General features: G+C 73.3%; 20 protein-coding genes. 6 read left to right on the top strand and 14 right to left on the bottom strand.

Features of this window, described 5'->3' with window-relative positions:
* Nucleotides 1-310: 310 nt before the first annotated feature.
* Nucleotides 311-844: an ATP-binding cassette domain-containing protein gene (locus tag DLJ47_RS13700; RefSeq protein WP_109900392.1), complete on the top strand. Its 534-nt coding sequence runs from the start codon at nt 311-313 to the stop codon at nt 842-844.
* Here the strand turns inward: DLJ47_RS13700 and DLJ47_RS13695 are convergent.
* The 10 genes from DLJ47_RS13695 to DLJ47_RS13650 all read right to left on the bottom strand — a co-directional run bounded on the left by DLJ47_RS13695 (nt 825) and on the right by DLJ47_RS13650 (nt 15,219).
* Nucleotides 825-1,670, bottom strand: a complete 846-nt coding sequence (locus tag DLJ47_RS13695) for a hypothetical protein (protein WP_199235831.1) — start codon at nt 1,668-1,670, stop codon at nt 825-827. The genes DLJ47_RS13700 and DLJ47_RS13695 overlap by 20 nt on opposite strands.
* Before the next feature lie 111 nt (nt 1,671-1,781).
* Nucleotides 1,782-4,829, bottom strand: coding sequence for a tetratricopeptide repeat protein (locus DLJ47_RS37640; protein WP_109900391.1), 3,048 nt, complete (start codon nt 4,827-4,829; stop codon nt 1,782-1,784).
* A gap of 10 nt (nt 4,830-4,839) precedes the next feature.
* Nucleotides 4,840-5,223, bottom strand: coding sequence for a hypothetical protein (locus tag DLJ47_RS13685; RefSeq protein ID WP_146228087.1), 384 nt, complete (start codon nt 5,221-5,223; stop codon nt 4,840-4,842).
* Nucleotides 5,224-5,418: 195 nt separating this feature from the next.
* Nucleotides 5,419-6,792, bottom strand: a complete 1,374-nt coding sequence (locus tag DLJ47_RS13680; RefSeq protein WP_109900389.1) for a permease prefix domain 1-containing protein — start codon at nt 6,790-6,792, stop codon at nt 5,419-5,421.
* Complete coding sequence (locus tag DLJ47_RS13675) at nt 6,789-7,163, bottom strand: PadR family transcriptional regulator (protein ID WP_109900388.1); 375 nt, start codon at nt 7,161-7,163, stop codon at nt 6,789-6,791. Before DLJ47_RS13675 ends, DLJ47_RS13680 begins: the two co-directional genes overlap by 4 nt.
* Nucleotides 7,164-7,282: 119 nt before the next feature.
* Nucleotides 7,283-8,101: a BPL-N domain-containing protein gene (locus DLJ47_RS13670; protein WP_233257819.1), complete on the bottom strand. Its 819-nt coding sequence runs from the start codon at nt 8,099-8,101 to the stop codon at nt 7,283-7,285.
* A gap of 16 nt (nt 8,102-8,117) precedes the next feature.
* Nucleotides 8,118-9,494, bottom strand: coding sequence for a heparan-alpha-glucosaminide N-acetyltransferase domain-containing protein (locus DLJ47_RS13665; RefSeq protein WP_109900387.1), 1,377 nt, complete (start codon nt 9,492-9,494; stop codon nt 8,118-8,120).
* Nucleotides 9,491-10,249 carry a BPL-N domain-containing protein gene (locus tag DLJ47_RS13660; protein WP_109900386.1) on the bottom strand — a complete coding sequence of 253 codons (759 nt, stop codon included), beginning with the start codon at nt 10,247-10,249 and terminating at the stop codon, nt 9,491-9,493. Before DLJ47_RS13660 ends, DLJ47_RS13665 begins: the two co-directional genes overlap by 4 nt.
* Entirely contained in the window at nt 10,249-11,058 is an 810-nt protein-coding gene (locus DLJ47_RS13655) for a dimethylarginine dimethylaminohydrolase family protein (protein WP_109900385.1), read from the bottom strand. The genes DLJ47_RS13660 and DLJ47_RS13655 overlap by 1 nt, the downstream gene beginning before the upstream one ends.
* A gap of 84 nt (nt 11,059-11,142) precedes the next feature.
* Nucleotides 11,143-15,219 carry a Pls/PosA family non-ribosomal peptide synthetase gene (locus DLJ47_RS13650; protein ID WP_233257818.1) on the bottom strand — a complete coding sequence of 1,359 codons (4,077 nt, stop codon included), beginning with the start codon at nt 15,217-15,219 and terminating at the stop codon, nt 11,143-11,145.
* Between the two features lie 490 nt (nt 15,220-15,709).
* On the opposite strand from DLJ47_RS13650, the gene DLJ47_RS13645 reads away from it, so the two are divergent.
* Together DLJ47_RS13645 and DLJ47_RS13640 are read left to right on the top strand one after the other, a co-directional pair.
* Nucleotides 15,710-16,111 carry a hypothetical protein gene (locus DLJ47_RS13645; RefSeq protein WP_088993267.1) on the top strand — a complete coding sequence of 134 codons (402 nt, stop codon included), beginning with the start codon at nt 15,710-15,712 and terminating at the stop codon, nt 16,109-16,111.
* A 155-nt stretch (nt 16,112-16,266) separates the two neighbouring features.
* Entirely contained in the window at nt 16,267-17,310 is a 1,044-nt protein-coding gene (locus DLJ47_RS13640; protein WP_109900384.1) for a P1 family peptidase, read from the top strand.
* Nucleotides 17,311-17,346: 36 nt separating this feature from the next.
* Here DLJ47_RS13640 and DLJ47_RS13635 read toward each other — a convergent pair whose 3' ends face one another.
* Together DLJ47_RS13635 and DLJ47_RS13630 are read right to left on the bottom strand one after the other, a co-directional pair.
* Nucleotides 17,347-18,210 carry a nuclear transport factor 2 family protein gene (locus DLJ47_RS13635; RefSeq protein ID WP_109900501.1) on the bottom strand — a complete coding sequence of 288 codons (864 nt, stop codon included), beginning with the start codon at nt 18,208-18,210 and terminating at the stop codon, nt 17,347-17,349.
* Nucleotides 18,211-18,281: 71 nt separating this feature from the next.
* Nucleotides 18,282-19,283 carry a sigma-70 family RNA polymerase sigma factor gene (locus tag DLJ47_RS13630; RefSeq protein ID WP_109900500.1) on the bottom strand — a complete coding sequence of 334 codons (1,002 nt, stop codon included), beginning with the start codon at nt 19,281-19,283 and terminating at the stop codon, nt 18,282-18,284.
* A 528-nt stretch (nt 19,284-19,811) separates the two neighbouring features.
* Here DLJ47_RS13630 and DLJ47_RS13625 point away from each other — a divergent pair.
* Complete coding sequence (locus DLJ47_RS13625; RefSeq protein ID WP_109900383.1) at nt 19,812-20,798, top strand: glycoside hydrolase family 11 protein; 987 nt, start codon at nt 19,812-19,814, stop codon at nt 20,796-20,798.
* 90 nt (nt 20,799-20,888) lie between these two features.
* Here DLJ47_RS13625 and DLJ47_RS13620 read toward each other — a convergent pair whose 3' ends face one another.
* Complete coding sequence (locus DLJ47_RS13620) at nt 20,889-21,140, bottom strand: hypothetical protein (RefSeq protein ID WP_109900382.1); 252 nt, start codon at nt 21,138-21,140, stop codon at nt 20,889-20,891.
* Nucleotides 21,141-21,169: 29 nt separating this feature from the next.
* Here DLJ47_RS13620 and DLJ47_RS13615 point away from each other — a divergent pair, with 29 nt between their 5' ends.
* Nucleotides 21,170-22,054 (top strand): septum formation family protein, encoded by an 885-nt coding sequence (locus tag DLJ47_RS13615; RefSeq protein WP_109900381.1) that lies wholly within the window; start codon nt 21,170-21,172, stop codon nt 22,052-22,054.
* A gap of 41 nt (nt 22,055-22,095) precedes the next feature.
* On the opposite strand, the gene DLJ47_RS13610 is transcribed toward DLJ47_RS13615, so the two are convergent.
* Nucleotides 22,096-22,923: a DUF72 domain-containing protein gene (locus DLJ47_RS13610; protein ID WP_199235839.1), complete on the bottom strand. Its 828-nt coding sequence runs from the start codon at nt 22,921-22,923 to the stop codon at nt 22,096-22,098.
* 360 nt (nt 22,924-23,283) lie between these two features.
* Between DLJ47_RS13610 and DLJ47_RS13605 the strand changes: the two genes are divergently transcribed.
* Entirely contained in the window at nt 23,284-23,955 is a 672-nt protein-coding gene (locus tag DLJ47_RS13605) for a hypothetical protein (RefSeq protein WP_109900379.1), read from the top strand.
* The last annotated feature ends 2 nt before the right edge of the window (nt 23,956-23,957 follow it).

The raw sequence follows: 23,957 nt of genomic DNA, 5'->3' as shown, positions 1-23,957 counted from the left end.
TCCGCGCTGCTCGCGGCACCCCGATTCCCGTTCCGGCCGCGACCATTCCTGACCGACAGCGAGCCGCCGGCGGCCGGCGGTCGATCCGGTGCGCGGAGAACCGGGGCGGCACCGACCGCCATCGGAGGTACGCTCGATCCGTGACGCAGTCGCTCTTCCTCTGATCCGACTCCGGACGGCCCGTTGTCGCTCGCCGATCGCGACGAACGGGTCGTTCTGACGTTTCCGGCCGGATTCCGGTCGGGTCAGTCGAAGAGCGCGCCCCCGCCTTCTCTCGCAGGACGAGTGCGCCTCCGTTCGGAGGAAGCAGATGACGATCACCGTAACCATGCCTGCCCGCGGGCAGGCTCAGCTCGTTGCCGACCACCTTCGGGTGGTACGCGGCGGGCGAACCATCTTCGACGACGTCAGCATGGCGGTGGCACCCGGCGCCCGCTGGGGGATCGTGGGGGAGAACGGGTGCGGCAAGTCGACCCTGCCCGCCGCCCTGTCCGGTGGGTTGACCCCGGACTCGGGGACCGTGCACCGGTTCGGCGGTCTCGGCCTGGTCGAGCAGGAGCTGAGCGCGGCGGGCGGGGTCACCGTCGGCGACGTGATCGAGGTGCAACTCGCCGCGGTGCGGCGGGTCATCGCCGCGTTCGAGTCGGCGTCGGCCGCGCTGGCCAGCGGCGAGAACCGCGCGCTGCTGTCCGACGTCGCCACGTCGATCCTGGACCTCGACCGCAGCCGCGACGGGCGTCCCCGGGTGTACGGCGACGGGTTCGCCGGCTACCAGCACGGCCGCCGGGCCGAACTCGCCCGCTGGGAGGAGGAGTTCGAGCAGGTCAGAACCGGCTGGCGGTGAGCAGCAGCGGGGTGCCGACCCCGTGCCGGGCGCTCAGGTCGGCGAGGAAGGCGCCCAGCCAGCCGAGCGCGTCCACGGACCACTCGGCAAGCGTCCCGTGGAAGGTCGCCCGGTGCCGGGACGGTCCGTTCCAGAAGGCGTCGCCGAACGGTGGCCGCACGGTCAGCGGATCGTGGTCGGTCAGCGAGTACGTCTCGCACCGGAACACGTCCTGGTCCAGCCGGCTCAGCCACTCCCGCAGCCGCGGCGCGGCCGAGGGGACGGACGGCGTCTGCCCGCTGTCGAGGGTGACCCGCAGGGGCGTCCTCGACCGCGGATCACCGGAGCGGAACCAGCCGGCGCTGAGCAGCGACGGCGACAACGCGGGCTCCGGACGCGCCGCCGCGGCCAGGCCCTGGACGGGCAGCAGCACCTGCACCGCCCGCAGCCGTAGGGTGCCGATCCGGGCCACCGCATCGCCGGCGCAGCGCAGGAACGGCTGCACCGGCAGCGGCCGGTCGCCGGTCACCGGTTCGGCGCCCACCTGGAACCAGGCGACCAGGGACGCCCCGGGCGCGGCGAGTGGATGATCCTCCCCGGCGTCGTTCATGCCCCACAGGCCGGCCGCCCTGAGGTCGGCGTCCTCGGGGCCCCCGGCCGCCCTGCCGTCGAGCCACCCCATGGCGAGCGACCGCTCGTGGAACAGGAAGTACGGATCCAGGTCGGAGTCCGGGTCCCGCCACGGGTGCGGGGTCAGTTCGCCGTACAGGGCCGCGAACAGGGTGCCCGCCGGCGAGCGGGCACCGGGCGCCAGGCCGGGGCGGGCCTGCTCGCCGTGGCCCGTCAACGACGTGGTCCAGGTGGCGATGGCATCCCCCGACCCTATCCACGATCGGGCGCGGTGACAGGCCGGCTCCACGGACAACCCGGTGGGCGTACCGGCCGCCGGGCGGGAAGGTCAGCTCCGCCAGCGGTCGTTGACCAGCCTGGGGCGCAGGACGGTGTGGACGAGCGCGCTGGTCCGCCACCACGCGGCCGCCACCGAGGCCCGGGCGACGTCGGCGGTCGCCCGGAGCGCGCCGGCCCGGCCGTGGTCGGCCAGCAGCAGCCGTCGCCTGGTCCGGGCGGCCGCGGCCCGTTCCGGCGTGCGGCCGCTGGCCCCGGGCACCTCGGCCCACCGTTGGACGGACTCGGTCGCGGCGCTCAACGCCTCCGCTCGCCGGCCGGCCGCCGTCAGGCAGGTGGCCAGGGTGTGCAGGGCACCGGCCAGGACGATGGTGTGGATGGCGGGTTCGGCCCGGACCATCCTCCGGGCCACCGCCACGGCGTCGGTCGCGGCCTGGACCGCGCCGCCCCGGTCACCGGCGTCCCGGAGCCGCTCGGCGAGGTTGCCCAACACCTGGGGCAGCTCGGACTCCAGCGCGGCGTCGTTGGCGACCGCGGGCCGGAGGACCTGGACGGCTTCCTCGGCGGCGGCCACCGCGCCGGCCGCGTCGCCGGTCCGCGCCCGGCACCGGCTCAGCTGCAGCAGCGCCACCGAGAGCGAGGGATTTCCCATGTCGTCCGGGGCGACGGCGAGCTCCCGGTGGATGGCCACGGCCTGGGCCGCCGCGGTGCGGGCGGCGTCCACCTGGCCGGTCGCGAGCAGGGCGCGGGCCAGCTCGGTCAGCGCTCCGCCCAGCAGCGGACGGATCCGCCGATGCCGGCGGGCCAGGACGACGGCGAGCGCCGACGCGCGCCGGGCCTCCAGGTACCGGCCCGTGTCCGCCAACGCCGTACCGAGGTGGCTGAGGCTCTGCACGAGATCCGCGGCGCGTTCCTCGACGCTCGCCGGATACCGCCAGCGGTTCGGGATCCGGTCGATCGGGCTGAGGTAGGTCTCCTCGAGGCGTTGCAGCCGTCGGCGGAAGGGGGGCACGGTGTTCAGCGCCCGGAGGAGGGTGCGGGCGACGGGATCGTGCAGGGCGAGGAACCACACGTCGCCCAGCTCCAACGGTGAGAGGTCCATCCGGCGTCGACGGATCCGCATGGCGGCCTGGAACGCGGGCAGCGCCTCGGCCGGCCGGCCGGCCCGGCGCGCCACGTGGCCGCGGACCAGTTGCGCGTGGCTGAAGTCCGGGCTGGGGCGGGCGGCGCCGAACTCCCGGTACAGCGCGATCGCCTGCTCCGCCAGCCGTACCGCCTCGGTGCGTCGCCCGGCGGCCGACAGGTCCGCGCTCAGGTCGACCAGGGCGCTGCCCAGCCGGTTGCTGGCGCGGTGTCGCAGCTGGCCGGCCGGGCTGCGGTCGTCGGACGGGTCGACCTCGGCACTGAGCCGGCGGAGGATGCCGGTGGCCCGCTCCCGGGTCGCCGCGGCCTGGCTGTAGCGGCCGGCGTACGTCTGCACGGCGGCCAGGTCGTTCAGCACGGTGATCCGGGCCTCGGGGTCGGGGTTCTCGGCCAACCGGTACGGCGTCAGCCGGGTCTGCACGGCCGCCATCGCGGGTAGCAGGTCGGTGTCATCCGCGGCCTCCAGGTGCTCGACGAGAGCGGTCAGCCGGCGGAAGCCGAGCCCGTCGAGTCCGGCGACGGCACCGATCGCCGCGTTGCCGGCGGCGAGGATGACGGCCGGCCGGTCGTCGACCAGCCGGAAGAGGCATTCCGGTCCGACGTGCGGCCACCGCTGGGCCGCCGCGGCGAGCATTCCCACCGCCCGGAGCGACCAGGCCGGCGGCGGCTCGTCCGCGCCGAACAACGTCGTCGTCGCCGGTCGGGCCCAGCTCTGCGCCGGGTAGTCGGCCCGGTGGCCGGGGAGGGTGAGGGCCAGGAAGTCCTCGGCGAGCCGGTCCGGGTACAGCGGCTCCAGCACGGTGTCCGCGCCCGGCGGCGACGGGGGATAGCACGACCGGTGGTCGGACAGCGCGGCGTCGCCGTCGTCGGTGACCCCCAGCCGTCGTACGACCGCCAGCCCTTCGGCGCGCGGAACGGCTCCGGTGAGCGCGGCGCCGAAGACGAGCCGGTTCATGGTCGCCGGCGGCGTACGGTACGTCCGCTCAGCGGGGGCGAGGTCGTGGCCGGGGTCGCCGAGCCGCCGCGCCCACCACAGCTGCTCGCGGTCCAGGAGGTATACGGTCAGGCCCGCGGTGCCGGTCGCCGGCACCGGCCGTCCGGCCACGTGCGCGTCGACCGCCACCAGGGCCGCCATGTGGATGGTCAGGGTCAGCCCGAAGTCGGGGTGGTCCAGCCCTTCGGGCCGGCCGACCGACGACCCGTCGATGCCGTACCGGGCGGCGTAGCCGTCGCGTGCGGCCTGGAACATGGCCGCCCGGGGGCCCTCCGCCGGGTCCGGGCGGGGTGCCCTGCCCAGCGGGCGGAGGAGTTGGGTGGAGGTGTCGACGAACCGCTCGACCAGGGCCGCCCGGGTCAGCGGCCACGCGTCGTCGGTGCGGCCGATCAGCAGCACCCGGACGGGCAGGCCCGGCTTCTGCAGCAGCGAGTTGCTGAACAGCCAGGTCAGGTGACTGAGCGGCCACTGGTCGGCGTAGTCGACGATCACCAGCAGGCCGACCGCGCCGTCGGTGCGCAGATCCTGGCTGTCCGCTCCCGGGAGCACCGTGCCCGGTCCCTGGACGGCGACGAGGACCTTCCAACCGCCGGCCACGGACAGCGCGGCGAGCCGGGCGGCCAGCCGGGTCTTGCCCTGCCCGCCCGGGCCGTGCAGCCACCGGGCCGCCGTCGGCGCCTCGCTGTCCCGCCACGCCTCCAGCGCGGCGAGGTCGTCCTCCCGACCGGTGAACGGGACGACCTCGTACCGGGCGTTGAGCATCCGGCTCGGCACCTCGCGCAGCCAGCCGGGCGGTACGGTCGGGGACGGCTGCCAGTTGCGCAGCACGAACAGCGGGATGCCGTCGCCCCACACGTGCAGGTCCCCGCCGATCACCCCGGTGGCGTTCCCGCCGTCGGCGTGCACGTCCTGCCGGTACGGCGGGGCGTGGGTCGGGTCGTCCGGAGTGCCGGCGACGGTCACCGGGGCCGCCTCACGTTTGCGGACCGGTCGGGTCGTCGGTCCGGCGAGGCGGCAACTGGTGGTGGATCACGTCGCCGTTCATCGCGCCGTACGCGGCGGCGCCCGGTGCGGTGGCGCTGATGATCTGGGTCTGCGGGACCCTGGTGGACTCCCGGGACTCGGGTCGCCCCTGCCGGAGCTGCCGGCCGGTGAGGACGACGCCGACCACGCCGACGGCGAGCGCGACCAGCGCCACGACCATGCTCACCACGTCGGCGGTGTTCGCCTTGACGTCCAGCGGCTGGCCCAGGAAGACCCGGACGAACTCGACGGCCCCGACCGACAGGCCGGCGAGGCCGACCACCGCTGCGGCGATCGCCGCCCACCGGACTCTCCGTCTCGCACGGCTGTCCATCGCATCCTCCCGCGGCTGCCCGGCTGTCGACGCTCGACGTCGAGGAACCTCCACAGTGCAGCACGCGTCGGCAAGGCGCCATCACCTGACGTGTTCGCGGCAGTCGCCGGCCGGTGTCGCCGGACGACCGTGCCGCCGTGCCACGGGGACGGCCGGTGGGCGAGCTTCGCCGGCGGCGGTCGGGCGGCCGGCGGCTCAGCGGAAGGCGAACACCGGGGGGAAGACCAGGACCACGACCCAGGCCCACGCGGCGTACACCGGCAGGTAGCCGGTCTGCCACCGTTCGATCGCCGCGAACGGGGCACGCCGACGGACGAAGCCCAGCAGCAGCCACGCCGACCAGGCGAGATTGGCCAGCAGGATGACGTTCTCGCCGAGGGCCGCCGCCTTGTTGGGGGTGGTGCCGTACTCGGTGATCCGCCCGGTGATCTCCAGCAGCACCAGCACGTCGATGGCGAGGGCGCTGACCACGAGGGCGAACTGCAGCTTGTCGAACAGGCCGGGCGGGGCCAGCGGATCGCGGGCGGAGATCGAGTAGAGCAGCAGCCCCAGCACCACGACCAGCAGGAGGTTGAACAGGATCAGCGCTTCCCGCTCGACGTTGATGCCGTTCGCGCTGCGCCCGAGAGCGGCGAGGAAGGCCAGCAGTACGGCGGTGAACAGCGGGGTGAACAGCCGGGTGAGCACCGGCGCGATGTTCTCCACGACGCTCTGCTTGGCCTCGACGAGCCAGCCGGCCACCACCACCGCGGCGGCCGCGCCGCAGGGCAGCAACCACTGCGAGACGAAGCCCTCCGGGGAGAGCCCGATGGCCTCGAAGGTGCCGAACATGAAAGCGGTCAGCACGCCGCCGCCGAGGGCGATGAGGACGTAGTAGATGAAGCACTCGCCGGTGAACCGGATGAAGTCCATCCGTCGGCGGGACGAGCGCAGGTCGTCGGCCACGTACGCCAGGCCGACCACCAGCCAGAGCGCGATCGGGAGGTGGATGGCGGTCAGGACCACCGACTGGGAGTCGTCGGCGAGGGGGTAGGCGTTGGCCGCCACCGCGCCGAGCGCGAACAGCGCGACCAGTGCCCCGATCACGGCCCTGCCGGCCTGCCGGCGCCAGGCCAGGAAGCCCGCCAGCCAGGGCAGGGTGAAGAGGCCGAGGTTGGTGGCGTAGAACGCGCCGTCCCGCTCGATGCTGATCCCGAACAGCTCCGGCACCTTGACGGAGACCGCCGCGCCCACCGCGCAGACGACCACCCCGACCAGGTCACGCCGGCCCCGGGTGGGCGCCACCGGGCCGTCCGTCGCGCCGGTCAGCACCAGCTGCTTCCAGAGCCGTTCCGAATGCTCCCGGGCGAACTCGCGGGACAGGTCGTTGAGGCTGCCCATGCGCTTCACCGCGACCAGGAACGCCTCGTCGGCGCGCAGGCCGGCGGCCATCAGCTCGTCGACCGAACCCCGCAGATGGTCTTCGAGTTCGTCGGCGTCGGACTGGTGCAGCTCCGCGCGGCGCTCCACGTGCTGCCGCCACTGGGCGAACTGGGCCTCCAGTTCGCTCCGATCCTCCGGCGCTGTCATGCCTGACCCTCCAGCGGGATCGCGGTGAACGGCCGGAAGTCGCCGGAGCCGTGCCAGACCTGCTTGAGCGCGCCCACGACGGTGTCCCACTGGCGGCGTTGTTCGGCGAGCTCGGCCAGGCCGCTCCGGGTGATGCGGTAGTACTTGCGCCGCCGCTCCCCGGCGACCGACTGCCAGCTCGACTCGACGTGGCCGAGGCGCTCGAGCCGGTGCAGCAGCGGGTAGAGCAGGCCCTCGGTCCAGTCCAGCTCCCCACCGGAGAGCTCGTTGATCCGGCGCAGAATGGCGTAGCCGTAGCTCTCGCCCTCGGCCAGGATGCCCAGCACCATCGGCGTCGCCGAAGCGGCCACGAGATCCTTGGTGACCCGCACGAGCCCTCCCCGCACCCATCCCTAGAACTTTGATGCATAGTAGTTCTAGGTATCGTCCGGGTGCAAGGAACCGGTCGGGGCTCGGCAGGCCGGCCGCGACCGGTTCAGCGCACAGCAGGTCAGGTTCCGTCGAGAGCCGGGCCGTTCCGATCCACCGTGGCGTCGATCAGGTCGTGGCCCAGGTCGAACCGGACGCCGTCCGGGTTGGTCAGCCCCACGTCGGCGTACCACGAGCGGTCGGCCTCGGGGTGCGGCCCGACCAGGCCCACCCGGCCGGCGCCGTAGGTGGTGACGACGGCGGCGGCCGCGCCGGTGTCGTAGGTGGCGAGCACGCTGCCCGGCGCACCGGGGCGCAACTGGAACGTCGGCCCGTCCTGGAAGTACATGTGCCGGGTGCGACCGCGCCACCGCACCTCGACCACCGTGTCGTCGGTGCTGTCGACGCTCGCGCCGGCGGTGTCGATGTACCGGCCCACCCTTCCGTCGATCAGGCCGAAGCCGGGATCGGCGGCGGCCAGGTACGCCCCCAGGCAGAAGCCGAGGTAGTGCCCACCCTCGCGGACGAAGCCGCGGATCTCCTCGGCGTAGTCGCGCATCCGCCGCCAGGCCGGGCCGACGTTCCCGCCCCCGGGTTGCGCGTACACCGCCGCCTCGGCCAGCGCGCTGCGCGACACCGGCCGCTCCTCGTCCGGGCCGCAGTACTCGGTGCGGAACCCGGCCGGTGCGCCGCGCAGCAGGGCCGCCACCGCCTCCGCGCAGCCCGAGCAGGCGGCGGGACCCCGGTAGACCAGCGCCAGCGGCCCGTCTCCGGACACCGCCGACACCCCGACCCAGCCGAGCGCGGCCAGGGTGCCGGCGGCACCGGCACCGACCAGGAGCCGCCGCCGACTGACCGTCCGCGCCCTGGCCAGCAGCGGCTCCCACCTGGGCTGCCTCACCTCGCCGTCCGCCCGCTCAGCCAGGGCGCCATCCCGTCGCCGGCGGCTCGACCCGGTACGTCCGGGGCTCGGGCGCGTACCTCGACATCCCGGCGCCGGGTCGCCGACCGTTGCGGGCCGCCAACCGGCGAGCGCCGCCGGAGATCGCCGTCACCAGGCCCTCCAGCGGGCCTCGGCCGGCGGTGGCCCACCAGGCGAAGGCGAACGACATGAACGCCACCACCTGCGCGAGGTATCCGGGCACCGGCGCGAAGGAGTCGAGGTCCGAGTTGATGAACATGATGTGCGCGGTGTAGAGCGTCAGGACCATGCCGCCGGCCGCGGCCAGCGGCAGCAGCAGCAGGGAGATAGCCCGTCGCGGCAGGCCGCGGGTGGCCCGGCTGGCGAGCAGCATGACGGCGAGCAGGGCCAGCGCGCTCCCGGTGGTGGCCAGCAGGTCGAGCGGGGTGCCGGTGTGCGGCGCGTCGACCGCGAGCCACCACCACGTCGAGGTGGGCGTTCTGCCGTCCCCGCCGAACGCGAGGAACTCGGCGATCTGCGTCGCGTCCAGCCCGCTCGTCGGCTGGGTGACCGAGATCTGCTGCAGGCCGCCGTACCGGTGCAGCAGCACCGACGACGCCACCGGCGCCGCGACGGCGAGCGCGACTCCGGTGCCGAGCATCCAGAGGATGGCTCTCCTCCCGGTCAGCGCCAGCCGGCCGACGACCAGGCCGGCACACAGGTACGCCAGCCACGTCATGGCCGGAAACTCCCCGGTGACCGTCAGCTCGGTGAGCAGCGCGACCGGGTCGCCGACCAGCTGGGCGAAGCCCGGGTTGTCGTAGGTCGGCTCCGGCAACCGGGGCAGCAGGAGGTGCTGGAGGACGGGAGCGGCGGCGGCGACGACCACGCCGGTGACCGCCACCAACCAGGTGGGCAGGAACACCAGCGGGATGGCCAACAGGAACATCACCGCGTAGCAGGGCAGGATCACCGACGCCACGGACGCGTCGGCGTAGCCCAGGGCCAACCCGATCGCGCCGATGGCCAGGGCCCGTACGACCAGCGCCGCCACCGGGCCGGAGCCGGCGGTCAACCGGACCCGCTGTCGAGCCGTCAGGAATGCGATACCGACCCCGGCCAGTACCGCGAACGCGGCTGCCGCCCGCCCGGCGAAGGCCGTGAACCACCAGGTGGGTTGCCCGGCGGCGTCGGATTCGGGCAGTGAATGCACGGCGATCATGGCGAGCAGCGCGGCTCCCCGGGCGGCGTCCACGCCCAGTAGCCGGGAACGCCCGGCCGGCACGTCGCTGGTCGAGGGCCGACCGCTGGCGCGCCGGGCGGCGGTGGCGAGCCGGTTCGCCTCGGCGGCCCGGTCGAGGTCGTCCCACGTGAGGTTCACGGTCTGGGTCATGGCCTCATCACGGTGTCGATCAGGTCGTGGCCGAGGTCGGTGCCGAGCCGGTCGGCGGGGCGCAACCCGGCGTCCAGGTACCAGTCGTCGGTGGCCTCGGGGTGCGGGCCGACGACGCCGACCCGGCCGGCGCCGAGTCCGGTGACCATCGCGGCGATCGTTCCGTTCGGGTACGTCGCGAGGATGTCCGCCTCGGCGCCGGGCCGCAGCCAGAAGTACGGGCCGTCCTGGAAGAACAGCCTGCGTCGCCGGCCGCGCCAGGAGACGTCCACGACGGTGTCCCGCTCCGATCTCACGGTGGCGGCGGCGGAGCCGATGTACTGGTCCGTGTCACCCGGCAGGAGTGCGAAACCGGGGGTTGCCCCGGCGAGGTAGCCGCCGAGGCAGATCCCCAGGTACCGCCCGCCGGAGTGGACGAACTGCCGGATCTCGTCGCGGTGGTGCTTCAGTTGCCGGTAGCCGCGCTTGAGGGTGCCGCCGCCGGGCTGGGCGTAGAGCGCGGCCCCGGCCAGCGCCCGGTGGCTCAGCGGCAGGTCCGCGTCCGGGCCCACGTAGCGGACGTCGAACCCCCAACGGCTGGACTTGAGCAGCGCCGCCGTCGCCTCGGGGCAGCCGGGCAGGGTGGCCGGACCACGGTAGACCAGCGCCACCGGCGGCTCCGCCCGCTTCGGCAGGGGCGAGCGTACGGTCAGCGAACGGCCGGTGAGTGCCCGCTCGCCGGCGGCGAGCCAGCGACCGAAGGCGCCCGACGCCATCACGGCCTGGCCGGCAGGGGGTTGTCGAGGGTCAGCGCGGTGCAGCGCACGCCACCGCCGCCCTTGGCGAGTTCGGTGGTGTCGAGTTCGACGACCTCCAGGCCGCGGGTGCGCAGCTCGGCGGCCAGCCGCGGTGCTCCCTTGGTCATGGTCACGGTGGTGCCGTCGCTGATCAGGTTGAGCGCGAAGCGGGTCGCCTCCTCGACGGCCACCTCGATCAGCTCCATGCCGAGTCCGCGCAGCCGGCGGCGGCTCTGCTCGTCGAGCGCCTCCGGGCAGTAGGCGAGGGTCCGTCCGGGCTCGACGACCGCCACCGCCAGGTCGAGGTCGTACCAGCGGGGACTCACCGTCCGCAGCGGCACCACCTCGTAGTCCAGCGCCCGGGCGAGGATGCTGTGCATCCGCCGGTCGGTACGCTGCCCATAGCCGGTGAGCAGCAGGTCGCCGCAGGCCAGGGCGTCACCCTGGCCGCTGAACGGGTAGGGCGCCTCCACGATGTCGTAGTCGTGCTCGATCAGCCACTCCTGGAAGTACGGCAGCTCGGCCTTGCGCTCGGGTGGCGGTGCGCCGAGGACGGCCCGGTTGCCCCGGACCACCGCGGCGTTGGCGGTGAACACCATGTCCGGGCACTCCGGGGCCGACGCCACGTACTCGATGCGGCGCCCGGCCGCCCGGTGCGCGACGACGATGTTCAGGTGTTCGACGACCGCCGCCGTGTGGTCGGGCTGCACCTCGGTGTGCATGTACGGGTTGATCTCGTAGTCGACCCGGAAGTAGGCGGCGTCGGACACCAGGAGCACCTTGTTCATGGACTGGTTGTTCCTCTCATGGATGGAGAATGGACGGTTCCGGTCGCGGCCGCGTGGTGGCGGCGGCAGCCGTACGGCGCGGCGTCAGGCCGCCCGTTGTTCGGCGGGTTCGCGGGTGAGCACGCCCTGGGCGGGGATTCCGCGCCATCGGGTGCCCGGCGTGAGGTGCTCGCCCTTCATCAGCAGGGAGAGCGAGTCGAGGCTGACGTCGGCGCCGACGACGGCGTCGTAGAGCACGATCGCCCGGGTGCCGATGGTGGCGCCGGCACAGACGGTGACCACCGACATCTTCATCACCCGGTCCTCGAACAGGTGGGTCTGCAGCGACACCTCGGTGCCCACCGTCGCGTCGTCGCCGATCTGGACCAGGTCGAACTCGGTCAGGTAGGTGGTCCCGATCCAGGTGCGCCGGCCGATCCGGACGCCGAACCAGCGCAGCACCGGCGGCAGGAACGGCGTGCCGACCAGCAGCCCGACGCCGACCGGGACCGCCGCGGCCTCGAAGAGGCCGGTGACGAACTCGGTGCGCCGGACGAAGGGGCTCCACAGCGGTTCCACCCGGGGGCGGTAGGTGCCGATGATGTTGCGTTTGGTCGCCGCGCAGAACAGGATCACCGCGACGCACGACGCCATCGCGACGAACGGCGACACCAGCGCGGGCACCAGCAGGTCCCGGCCGTTGGCCAGCCCGGAGAGCGCCAGGAGATAGAGGTAGAAGCTGGCGCCGAGCACCGACGCGGGCAGGGTGGCGCGGAAGAACTCGACGAACAGCCGATGCGCCACCACCCGCCGCGGCGGGCGGAAGGTCTGCTCCTCGGAGAAGGATCCGCTGCTCTGGCGTACCGGCAGGTGGATCGCCGGTGAGCCCAGCCAGGACGTGCCCTCCGGGACACTGCCGTGGGGCGGCAGGGTGCTGACGCCGAGCAGCGAGCCGTCACCCATGACCGTGCCGGCCGGTACGAACGCGGCGTTCCCGACGAACGCCCGGCTGCCGACCCGGGTGGGCAGGAACGCCACCCGACCGTTGCCGAACGTCGCGGCGCCGAGGCTGGCCATGTCGGCGACGAAGCTCCCCGCACCCAGGGTGAGCAGGTCGGGGTCCAGGTGCGCGGCGGTGGACACCTCGGCGCCCGGACCCACCCGGGCACCGAGCATGCGCAGCCAGGGACCGGTGTAGAGGGTCGCGTAGAGCGAGTTGGTGAACGTCAGGCTGAACTCGAGCAGCTTGTCGACGATCCACTTGCGGACGCCGAGCATCGAGTGCACCCGGTGGTGGAAGCCGACCGGCACCCGCGGCAGCACGAGCCGCTTTCCGGTGGCGACCATCGCGCAGACGGTGAGGACGTAGACGACGCCAGCGGGAATGGTCGCGACGAGCCCGGCGAACAACCCCTGGGTCAGCAGCACCCACCAGACCAGCGCCACGCTGGGCAGGACCATCGCGATCGCACCGAGTTCCAGGCCGATCAGCCCGACCAGGGCGGCGGCGAGGTGGTGCAGCCGCCAGCCCTTGTCCAGCGGGTGGGAGCTGAGCAGGGCTTCGACGGTGGGCGCGAGCCGGCGGGTCGGGGCCGGCGGCGAACCCGCCCAGCGCGCTCCGGGTGGCACCGTCTCGCCGTGGACGAGGACGGTCTGCTCGCCGACGCCGGCGTGCGCCCCGACCGAGGCGCCCGGCTCCAACACCGCGTTCGCGCCGACGAAGGCGTGCGCTCCGATGGTGATCGGCCCGACGACCACCCAGCCGTCCTCCGCGCGCCAGGGGCGCAGCGAGACGCCGTACCCGATGGAGGTGTTCCGCCCGACGGAGAGCAGGGTCGGCAGGCTGATCGCGCTGGTCGCGATCATGGTTCGCCGGCCGATCCGCGCGCCGAGCAGCCGCAGGTACGTCGCCATCAGCGGGGATCCGCTGAGCACGGCGAGTGGTCCGATCGCCAGGAGCGTGTTCAACGCCCAGAGCCGCACGTAGGTGAGCCCCCACAGGCGGTACCGACCGGGCCGGACACCGGCGGCCAACGGCCGGGCCAGCAGCACCGGCAGCACCCACCGCACGCCGAGGTAGCTGAGCAGGATCGCGACCATCAGTTCGGCGAGGACGCGCACGGAGACGAAACCGTCGTTGCGCGTGTAGACGTAGGAGACGGGCAGCGTGACGGCCAGCAACAGCAGGTAGATCACCGAGCCCTGGCCGAATCCGGCCAGCGCGATCCGGCGGCTGCTGTGCCGCAGCGGAGCGGGGCGGGCCGGCGCGGTCGACCCGCCGACCCGCTCGGCGGCGCCGAGCCGGGCGGCCATGCCGCGTACGGTCGGGTGGGCGTACAGGTCCCGGACCGCGGGGTTGACGCCCACCTTGCGGGCGCGCAGCAGGGACACCACCCGCGCGGCGAGCAGCGAGTGTCCGCCGAGGTCGGTGAAGAAGTCGGCCTCGACCGAGAGCGCCTCGGGTTCGACGCCGAACGCCTCCGCCCACGCGGCGCGGATCTGCTCCTCCAACTCGCTCGCGGCGGCCACGAGCGGGCCGGCCGCACGGGTGAGCCGGCGGATCGGCGTGGGCAGCCGTTTCCGGTCCACCTTCCCGCTGGGCATGGTCGGCAACGCGGTGACGACGTCCAGGAAGGACGGCACCATGTAGGCCGGCAGCCGCGTCTGCAGGGTCTCGCAGAGCCGGGCGGTGAGCTGGTCCCACCCGTGCTCGGCAGCACCGTGGGGGACGAGGTAGGCGGCCAGCTCACGGGGGGCGTCCGGGCCGTCGGCGACCGGAACGAGCGCCACCACGGCCTCGGCCACCTCGTCGTCCTCCAGCAGCACGCTCTCGATCTCGCCGAGGTCCACCCGGTGGCCACGGATCTTGACCTCGGAGTCGGCCCGGCCGAGATACTCGATCTCGCCGTCGGCGGTGAGCCGCCCCAGGTCACCGGTGCGGTACAGCCGGCTGCCGGGCGGCGCCAACGGGTGCTCGATGAACCGGTCGGCGGTGAGTTCGGGGCGTCCGACGTAGCCGCGCGCCACCCCGGGCCCGCCGATGCAGATCTCGCCGACCTCGCCGTCGGGGACCGGTTGGCGCTGCTCGTCCAGCAGCACCACCGAGTAGGTCGGCATCGGCCGTCCGATGGTGACCGGCCGTCCGGGGAGAAGTTCGCCCCAGGTCGCGGTGACGGTCGCCTCGGTGGGCCCGTAGGTGTTCAGGATCCGCCGGCCGGGCCGGCTCCACCGTTCGACCAGCTGGCCGGGGCACGCCTCACCGCCGACGAGCAGGTTCCGGATCCGGGGCAGGTCGCGCGGGATCGTGGCCAGCAGCGTGGGTACGCAGTAGAAGACGGTGATGCGGGCCTCGTCGAGGAAGTCGGCCAGCTCGGCGCCGAGGCGGCGGGAGTCGGTCGGGCCGGCCACCAGCGTCGCGCCGACCGCCCAGGTCGGCCAGATCTCCTCGATCGCGAAGTCGAACGCGATCGTCATGCCCTGGTAGACGCGGTCGGTCGGGCGCACGTCGTACACGCCGGGCACCACGTCGAGGAAGTTGCAGATGCTCGACTGGGCGACCTCGACCCCCTTGGGCCGACCGCTGGACCCGGAGGTGTAGATCACGTAGGCGCTCGGGTCCGGGTCGGCGTCGAGCGCCGGCCGGTCGGTGCGGGCCGCGGCGAGGTCGGCGGTGCTGTCGTCGATGACGAGCGCGCGCTGGTCGCCCACCCGGTCGGCGAGGGCCGAGGAGGTCAGCACCAGGTCGACGGCCGAGTCCTCGGCGATGTACGCGACCCGGTCGGCCGGGGACTCGGGGTCGATCGGCACGAACGCGGCCCCGGCCTTCCCCACCCCCAGCAGCGCCACGTACGTCTCGACCGAACGCTGCAGCAGGATGGCCACCCGGGCGCCGCCCCCGACGCCGAGGGCGCGCAGGTGGTGGGCCAGCCGGTTGGCGCGTTCGTCCAGCTCACGGTAGGTCAGTCGGGTGTCGCCGCACTCGAGCGCGACGGCCGACGGATCCCGGTCGCAGGCGGACTCGAACACGTGGTGCAGCCGCCGGGCTCCCGCGACACCGCCCGCCCCGGGCGGCCCACCCACCGGTACGGCGACCGGCGGGCCGGCGACCACCGGCTCCGCCTCCGGACCACGCGCCGGTCGACCGGATGGTGTGGACGCACTGATGTACCGGACCTGCTCCACGGAACCGCAAACCTCCTGCGCGACCACGCTCGAACCCCGTTTGCCATGCGGTGACCACCCCGTGCGGGCCCGGTCGGCCGCCCGAGGCGGGCGCCGACGGCTCCAGCGGAAGGAGAGTCACAGCGCGTCGACAATTGCTCGCAAATAGGGCCAACGTCGACGAAGCCTCACGAAGCTAGCAAAGCTCGCGGACCGGCATGGCGCGAAACGCCGAGATCCCACCTGAACTGCTGATTGAGGCGGCAGTCAGAAGACTGATTCCCCAGCCAGACGACTGACGACGCAGTCAGGCGGCAACCTGCGGGCCGCTCGGTCGTTGTACGGGTGGCGGCTCCGGCCGGCGCGGAGCTACCCTTGATCTTGGCAATCCTCCACTGTGGCATCATGATCGCTCACGTGCGCGATCTTGGCGCCGGAGCTCTTGGAGGAACGTGTGCGCGGACTAGCGCGACGACTGGCCATCTCGATTCTCTCCGCGACCGTCGCGGCGGTGACGCTCGCGTCGCCGGCGCAGGCGGCGGCGAACCCGTTCACCGCGGCGCAGGCCTGCAACAACGACTTTGGTGGCTCGTGGGCGTACGCCAGTGACGGCCACCGGTCGATCTACGCCTCGGACGGCACCAAGGTGGGCGACGTCTACCTGATGTACAACAGCGCCAGCGGATACAACTGCGTCGCCACCCTCAAGCGGGTGGCCGTCGGCTCGACGACCGGCGTGTCGGCCGGGATCCGGGTGGAGGGCGGCTCCTGGGTGCGCGACCCGGGCAACTACAAGTACTACGCCGCGATCCAGCGCTCCGCCCGGGACAAGTGCGTGATGTACGAGGGTGAGGTGCTCTACTTCACCAGCTGGCAGAGCGCCGGCCGGTACAGCTGGGGCAACTGCGGCTGAGCCACCCTCCGCCCGGGTCCACCGCGAGGGCCGAGGACCTGTGCGGACGCCCCCCGGCCGGCCGAGGGAGGGTCAGGTAGCCTCCGTCGACCGGTCGGGAGGGCAGTCGCCCGGGCCGATCGTCCCGCAACCCGGCGGGCGAGGACAGGAGCAGCATGAGCCAGCTGAGCCGCCGGGCGCGCGACCTGGGGATTGTCGTCGGATCGCTGCCCACCGGGCCGCACAACGCGATCACCGACGTCGCCGGAATCCTGGTCGGGCACACCACCATCGACGACGGAGCCGACCTGCACACCGGGGTCACCGCCGTCGTACCGAGCCAGCTCGGCCCGGGGCGGTGGACCCTGCCGGCCGCGGTCTACGTCGGCAACGGCCACGGCAAGCTCGTCGGCTCCACCCAGGTGGACGAACTCGGCGTGCTGGAGTCGCCGATCGTCCTGACCGGCACGCTGTCCGTGTTCCGCGCCGCGGACGCCCTGCTCGGCTACCTGATGGACCAACGGCCGGACGGCCTGTCGTTCAACCCGCTGGTCGGCGAGACCAACGACGGGCACCTGTCGGACATCCGCCGCCGCCCGGTCGGCGCGGAACACGTGCTGGCCGCCATCACCGCGGCGTCCGCCGGGCCGCCGGCCGAGGGCTGCGTCGGGGCCGGCACCGGCACCACCGCGCTGGGCTTCAAGGCCGGCATCGGCACCTCGTCCAGGACGGTACGGGTGGGCGACCGCCCGGCTACCGTCGGCGCCCTCGTCCAGGCCAACTTCGGTGGAGTGCTGACCGTGCTCGGCGTCCCGCTGCCGGTCGAGGAACTGGTCGAGGATCCCGACCGGACCGAACCACCCGGCAACTCGTGCATGATCGTGGTGGCCACCGACGTGCCCCTGGACGCCCGGCAGCTCGGCCGGGTCGCCCGGCGGGCGGTCTTCGCGATGGGCCGGGTCGGCGCGTCGTACAGCAACGGCAGCGGCGACTACGCGATCGCGTTCAGCACGGCCCGGCCCGAGCAGCCGCCGATCCCCGACGGGGAAATCAATCCGGTCTTCGCCGCCGTCCTGGAGTCGGTCGAGGAGGCGCTGCTCAACTCGCTCCTCACCGCCGTCACCACCACCGGGGTCGGCGGTCGTACCAGCCACGCCGTACCCCACCAGGCGGTGATCGGCCGGCTGTCGGCCGCCGGCCGGCTGGCCGCTCCCGCCTGATCCGGGGACTTGTCGGGCACAGGACCGGGAGCGACCTCACGGCTGCAGGTCGGTTCTCGCGGCGCCGCTGGCCGGGTCGTACGGGTAGGAGAGGTGCTGGTGGACCATGAGCCAGGCGCCGTCGCGGCGGGCGAAGACCCGGGTTCCGCGTGACCAACTGTCGACGGCCGGCCCGCCGGCCGGCCGCACCTGGACGTGGTTGAGGCCCCAGGCGACGGCGAGGTCACCGTCGACCAGGATCGTCAGGTCGGGCACCGCCCAGCTGACCGCACCGTCGCCGGCGGCGTCGAGGCCGGCCGCGCAGACCTCGCGTACCGCCTGGACGCCGGCGTACCGCAGGGGCTGCTCGTGCTCGTAGGAGACGACGTCGTCGGCGATGGCGGCCATCAGGGCGTCCAGGTCCTTCGCGGCGGTGCCGGCGAACCACCGCTCATGGAGCTGGCGCACCTCCTGCTCGGCAGCGGCAGCGGCAGCGTCACCGGTGCCGGCCGGGTCGGCGGTCGAGTCGACGCTCGGGAAGGAGTGGTGTTCGTGGGTGACGACCCATCGGCCCGCCCGCTTGCGCAGCCCGAGCGTGAGCCGCAGCCGGTTGTCCGGGGCGGCGGCGAGGTCGGCCGGGGTGCCGCAGCGCAGCAGGGCGTACGCGAAGGCGACCTCGTCGCCGGCGGTGATCTCCAGCTCCTCGATCTCGAAGGATGCGCCCTGGGCCTGCCACCGGAAGAACGGCGGCCAGGTCTGCCGGTAGGCGTCGAGGCCGCGCACGCCGTCGTACGGCGGCGGCACGTCGAACATCACGATGTCCTCGTCGTGGTCGGCGAGGACCGTGCCGAGGGCGCCGCGGTGGACCGCCCCGGCCCACCGCTCGATCAGGGTGCGGATCTGTTCCTCGTTCGTCGGCATCGTCGGCATCGTCGGCTCGGCCTTCCGGTTGGTGGGTCCGTCAGGACTACAACCCCGGCCGGGGCGGAAATTCATCGCGCCCCGACGATCTCCTCGCCGGGCAGCTCGGCGGGCAGGCCGTACGCGGGTAGGTGGGCGTCCAGGAACGAGACCACCTCGGCCACCCGCCCGCCCCGCAGGACGAGCAGATCCAGCCCGCCCGGGAGGTACGCGGACCGGTCGTCGTCCCACCGATAGGTACCGAACGCGAGCTGCCCGTTCGCCCGGGCGGGCAGGAAGCGCCAGCGGTGCCGGCCGGCCGCGTCGAGCAGGAAGCCGCGGATCCCGTCGTATCCCTGGTACCAGGCCCGCAGCGGCGGCATCGAGTAACGCGCGTCCTCGGTCAGCATGGCCACGATGGCGTCGACGTCGCTGGCCTCCCACGCGGCCACGTACCGCTGGACCAGCTCGCGCAGCGCCGCGTCGCCCAGCGCGTCGAGGGTCCGCTGCTGGCTGGTCTCCGGCAGCAGCTCGGCCAGCACCCCGCGGGCGCGCTGCAGCGCGCTGTTGACCGCGGCGACAGTGGTCTCCAGCAGCTCGGCGGCCTCGCTGGCCGGGTAGCCGAGGACGTCGCGCAGCAGCAGAGCGGCGCGCTGCCGGGCCGTCAGGTGCTGCAGCGCGGCGACGAACGCCAGCTCCACGCTCTCCCGCGCCACCACCCGGGCCTCCGGGGTCAGCCGGTCGGTCCAGCCCAGCAGCCGGTCCGGGTACGGTTCGAGCCACGCCGCCTCCGCCAGGGGCGTGCCCTCCGAGCTCAGGTCGGTGGGCAGTTCGCGCCGCCTCCGGCGCTCGATCAGGGTGAGCGACCGGTTCGTCGCGATCTTGTACAGCCAGGGCCGGATCGACCCGTGGTCGGCCAGCCGGTCGAGGCCGCGCCAGGCCCGGTCCAGGGTGTCCTGCACGGCGTCCTCGGCGTCGTGCACCGACCCCAGCATCCGGTAGCAGTGCGCCCGCAGCTCGTCGCGCAGCGGCCCGACCAGTCGGCCGAAGGCGGCGCCGTCACCGGCCCGGGCCGCGGCCAGCAGGTCGGCCACCGGGGACCCGTCCGCCGGACCGGTCCGGCACCCGCCATCCTCGACCTGACCCACCACCGCACGCTAGCGCGACCACACCGGTCACGGCACGGGGGAGCACCCCGGCAACTCTGATCCGGAACGCTTCCAAAACTTCCGGTTCCTCGCCCCTCATCCCGGCCATGCCGATTGGCGCCGTCATCCGCAGCCGCGCAAGCTGCAACCGGCGGTGACTGATCTACCTGGGTAAATGCCGCCGGGCGGCTCGATCAGCCTCCGGGCAGGGTCCGAAACATTTCCGAGAAATGTTGACACCTTTACGGGGCCGAGTCGATACTTTCGCCATCGACAGACCTCGACATCTGTCGATCCGGGTCACCCACCGCGACCCGGCCCACCGGTCACCGACCGCACGGCGACCGGTCAACCCCACCACGTCGTACGACGCCGACACGCGGTGGCCGCCACCCCGACCGCCGGCCGCCGCGCCCGGGGTCGTACCAGGCTGCCTGGCCTCCCCGCCAGCCATCACGAGGAGGAAGCACGCTCATGAACGACGTCCCCGTCCGACCGCCGCAACTCCGCCGAGGCCGCCTCAGACTGCTCGTCGGCGGCGCCTGCGCCCTGGCGCTCGTCGTGGCCACCACGATGCTGCCCGGTGTCGCCAGCGCGGCTGTGACCTCGAACCAGACCGGCAGCCACAACGGCTACTTCTACTCGTTCTGGACCGACAGCGCCGGAACGGTGTCCATGGAGCTGGGCTCCGGTGGCAACTACAGCACCTCCTGGCGCAACACCGGGAACTTCGTCGCAGGCAAGGGCTGGAGCACCGGTGGCCGCCGCAGCGTGAGCTACTCGGGCAGCTTCAACCCGTCCGGCAACGCCTACCTGACGCTCTACGGGTGGACCCGGAACCCGTTGGTGGAGTACTACATCGTGGACAACTGGGGCACCTACCGGCCCACCGGCACGTACAAGGGCACCGTGACCAGCGACGGCGGCACGTACGACATCTACCAGACGACGCGGTACAACGCCCCGTCCATCGAGGGCACCAGGACCTTCAACCAGTACTGGAGCGTGCGGCAGTCGAAGCGCACCGGCGGCACCATCACCTCCGGCAACCACTTCGACGCCTGGGCCAGCAAGGGCATGAGCCTGGGCAGCCACGACTACATGATCATGGCCACCGAGGGATACCAGAGCAGCGGCAACTCCAACATCACCGTGGGCGGCTCCGGCGGCGGTGGCGGTGGTGGCGGCGGCGGTGGTGGCTGCACCGCGACTCTGTCCGCCGGCCAGCAGTGGAGCGACCGCTACAACCTCAACGTCTCGGTCTCCGGCTCCAGCACCTGGACCGTGACGATGAACGTTCCGTCCCCCGCCAGGATCATCGCCACCTGGAACATCAACGCCAGCTACCCGACCGCCCAGCAACTGGTCGCCACGCCCAACGGCAGTGGCAACAACTGGGGCGTGACCATCCAGCACAACGGCAACTACACCTGGCCGACGGTTTCCTGCAGCACGGGCTGACCCCGACGTCGCACCACCGCCCGGTGGCGCGCCGGACCGCGATCCGGCGCGTCACCGGCGTCTTGCGGCCGCGATCCACGGTGAGCGCCATCAGGTGCCCGACGTGAGCATGGCGACCTCCATGATCAGCACTCCGGCCGCGGCGACGGCGGCGAGGCAGTGGACGAGCGCGTCGGTCGGCGTCTCCTCCTTCTCGAACACCTTGCCCAGTGCCAGCAGGATCGTCGTGACGGCGGCGAACGGGCCAGCACAAGAGATGATGATGAGAACGGTCTCGTACAGGTTCTCGGCCGTGTGGTCGAGGCCCAGCGCCGCGACCCGGTGTCCTATGCTGCGCGTCACGGATCCCCGGGCCCTGGAGAGGACGGCAGATGAGGCGTCAGCCGTCCCTGGTTGTCGCCGCCGCGCTGACCGCCGTCCTGGTGTCGGCGTGCACCACGCCGCCGGCGGGCACCGACGGCGAACTGGTCGACGACTGGCGTGAGCTGCCGGCCGCGCAACAGTTCACGCCCCGGACCGGCGACTGTCACGCGATCGCCGATCCGACCGTGGAGAACTACCAGCCGGTGGACTGCCGGCAACCCCACGTCCTGGAGACGATCCACGTCGGGACGTTCACCGGTGAGCTCGCCGAGCGTCCCACCCCGCCCCGGTTCCATTCGGCCGTCATGCATCCCGCGTTCGCCGAGTGCGACGCCAAGGCGCGGGCGTTCGTCGGCGGGGACTGGCGCGACGGGCGGCTGGGGGTGCAGGCGGTGCCGCCGTCGGTGCCGGGGTGGCAGGGCGGGGCACGCTGGTTCCGGTGCGACCTGTTCGTGCTCAGCGGCGACCGCAACGCCAACGGCTCGCCCGACTCGATCATGCAACAGGTCGGCAGCCTGCGCGACGCCCTGACGGGGACCTCGCCGCTAGAGCACACCTGCTTCGACCTCTACGACCACGGCGGGCTGAAGGCGACCCGCTGCGCCGACCCGCACCGCTACGAGTACGTCGGCATCTGGACGACCCCGGTGCAGCGGCGCGCCGACGTGGACCGCGACCCGGAGGCCGTGCACGCCCGGTGCCGGACGCTGGTCTACCGGTACGCGAAGGTGCCCGCCGGCCGCGAGGTCCGCACCGGGACGACCTACCGACTGCCGTCGGAGCAGGGCTGGGCGCGTGGCGACCGTGGGGTGCGCTGCTACTTCTGGACCGGCGGTCCCACGATCAACCATTCGGTACGGGGCAGCGGCGCCTCGGCCATCAAGATCCCCTGAGGCGCGACCGGTCCCGATCGGTGACCCGGCTGGCCGCACAGTCAGAACAGCGTCAACGGGCCGATCGGGGCCGGTTCGGGCAGCGGCGCCAGGTCGGGCAGGCGGGCCCGCACCTGGTCGTGGAAGCCGCGAGCCAGCTCCGGCGCGGCGGCGTTGTCCGGGGTATGCACGAACACGGTCGGCGAACGGCCCTCGCGCAGCCAGCCGGTCACCACGTCCAGCCACGGCTGCCAGCCCTCGACCGTCCGGGCGGGGTCGTCCCGGCCCAGGTAGCGGACGATCGGCCGGTCGGTCAACGCGCGGGTGCGCAGCGCCGTGCGCGGCTTCCTGGTCCACGCCTCCCGTTCCGCGTCACTGGTCGGCGGGGTGCGGAAGAAGGCGGTGGTGTCGAAGGGGATCCACTCCGCGCCAACCGTGTCGAGGGCGGCCTCGAGGGTGCCTGCCGCCCCGGCGTCGTCGAAGAACGCGGGATGGCGGACCTCCACGGCGTACCGGTGGGTGGCGGGCAGCTCGCGCAGGAATCGGGCCAGCGCGGGTACATCGCCGGGGCCGAACGAGCCCGGCAGCTGGATCCAGAGCGCGTGCGCCCGGGGGCCGAGCGGTTCGATCGCGTGCAGGAACGCCCGGAGCTCCGCGTCGGCGCCGGTCAGCCGGCGTTCGTGCGTCACGGCCTTCGGCAGCTTGAGCACGAACCGGAAGTCGGGGTCGGTCTGTCCCGCCCACGACGCCACCGTCTCCCGGGCCGGGGTCGCGTAGAAAGTGGTGTTCCCCTCGACCGCCGTGCACCACCCGGCGTAGGCGCGCAGCCGCTCGTGGGCCGGCAGCGGGTGCGGCAGGAACCGCCCCGGCCAGGACCTGTGCGTCCACATCGCGCACCCCACGTGCAGCCGCATCCGACCTCCCTCTCGACGCGTCCGGCGCGGGGGCGGACCCGCGCCGACCGCACGGTATCCGGCCGGCCGGCGGACCGGCCCGCCGGCTCCGGCACGGCCTGGGCCAGGCCGACCGTCCAGCCGCGGCCGAGGAAGGTGACCCGCTCGTGCCCACCGGCCCGGCCGGGACGCCACCGACGCGGCCGCGTCCCCGGTCCGGCGGCGGCGACGGATCGCCGGCGGATCGGTCTTGTGGCGGCGTCGATGGGCGCGGATACTCTGAGGCCACCACGTGCCGTACCCACGGGGGAGGTGGTGGGCGTGGCAGCCGCCGAGGCCTCTGTCACACACCGCGCGATGGACGGCCGGCGATTCCTGCTCACCGGCCCGCTCGACCTCAGCGCGCCGTTCACCTCGGTGGTCGAGGTGACCGTCGCCGGCCGGCTGCACGAGCTCACCGCCGGTCCGCTCGGCCTCGCCGACGACCTGGCCGCCGAGCTCGGCGTCACCGACTTCGATGAGGAGCTCGCCTATCAGGGCGGCACCCTGCTGACCGCGCGGGTGCGGTCGCACGATCCGCAGATCCGGCTCGACGAGGAGCGGCTGGTGGCGGCCTGGCGCGGGCGGCGGTACTGCTTCCTCACCCAGCTGTACGGCGGTTCCACCGCCAGTCTGCTCGCGGTGCTGCGTACCCTGCGGATCACCGAGTACGACGACGGTCTGGCGGTGCGCCCCCAGGCCAGGGCGGGCAGCCGGTACGCGGCGCCGGCAACCGTGCTCAAGCAGGTACCCGGGCTCGGCCTGCTGGACATGACGCCACTCACCGCGGAGCGGGCGCGGCAGCTGCCGTCGTGGCGGGGGCTGTCCACCCGCGCCGGCGAACTCTTCCGGGACACCCTGTCGGACGGCCGGCCCTACTTCGTGCTCGCCGCCACGGACACCTGGGTGACCGTGCTGCCCCTCGCCGACACCGTGGTCGACCGGGTACCCGACCTGGTCAGCCGGTTACGCGTGCAGTTGGGCGGGTGAGG

The organism is Micromonospora sp. S4605, from assembly GCF_003176715.1.
Lineage (GTDB): Bacteria > Actinomycetota > Actinomycetes > Mycobacteriales > Micromonosporaceae > Micromonospora > Micromonospora echinaurantiaca.
Note: the sequence above shows the minus strand (reverse complement) of the source record. Positions and strands in the feature narration are given on the sequence as shown.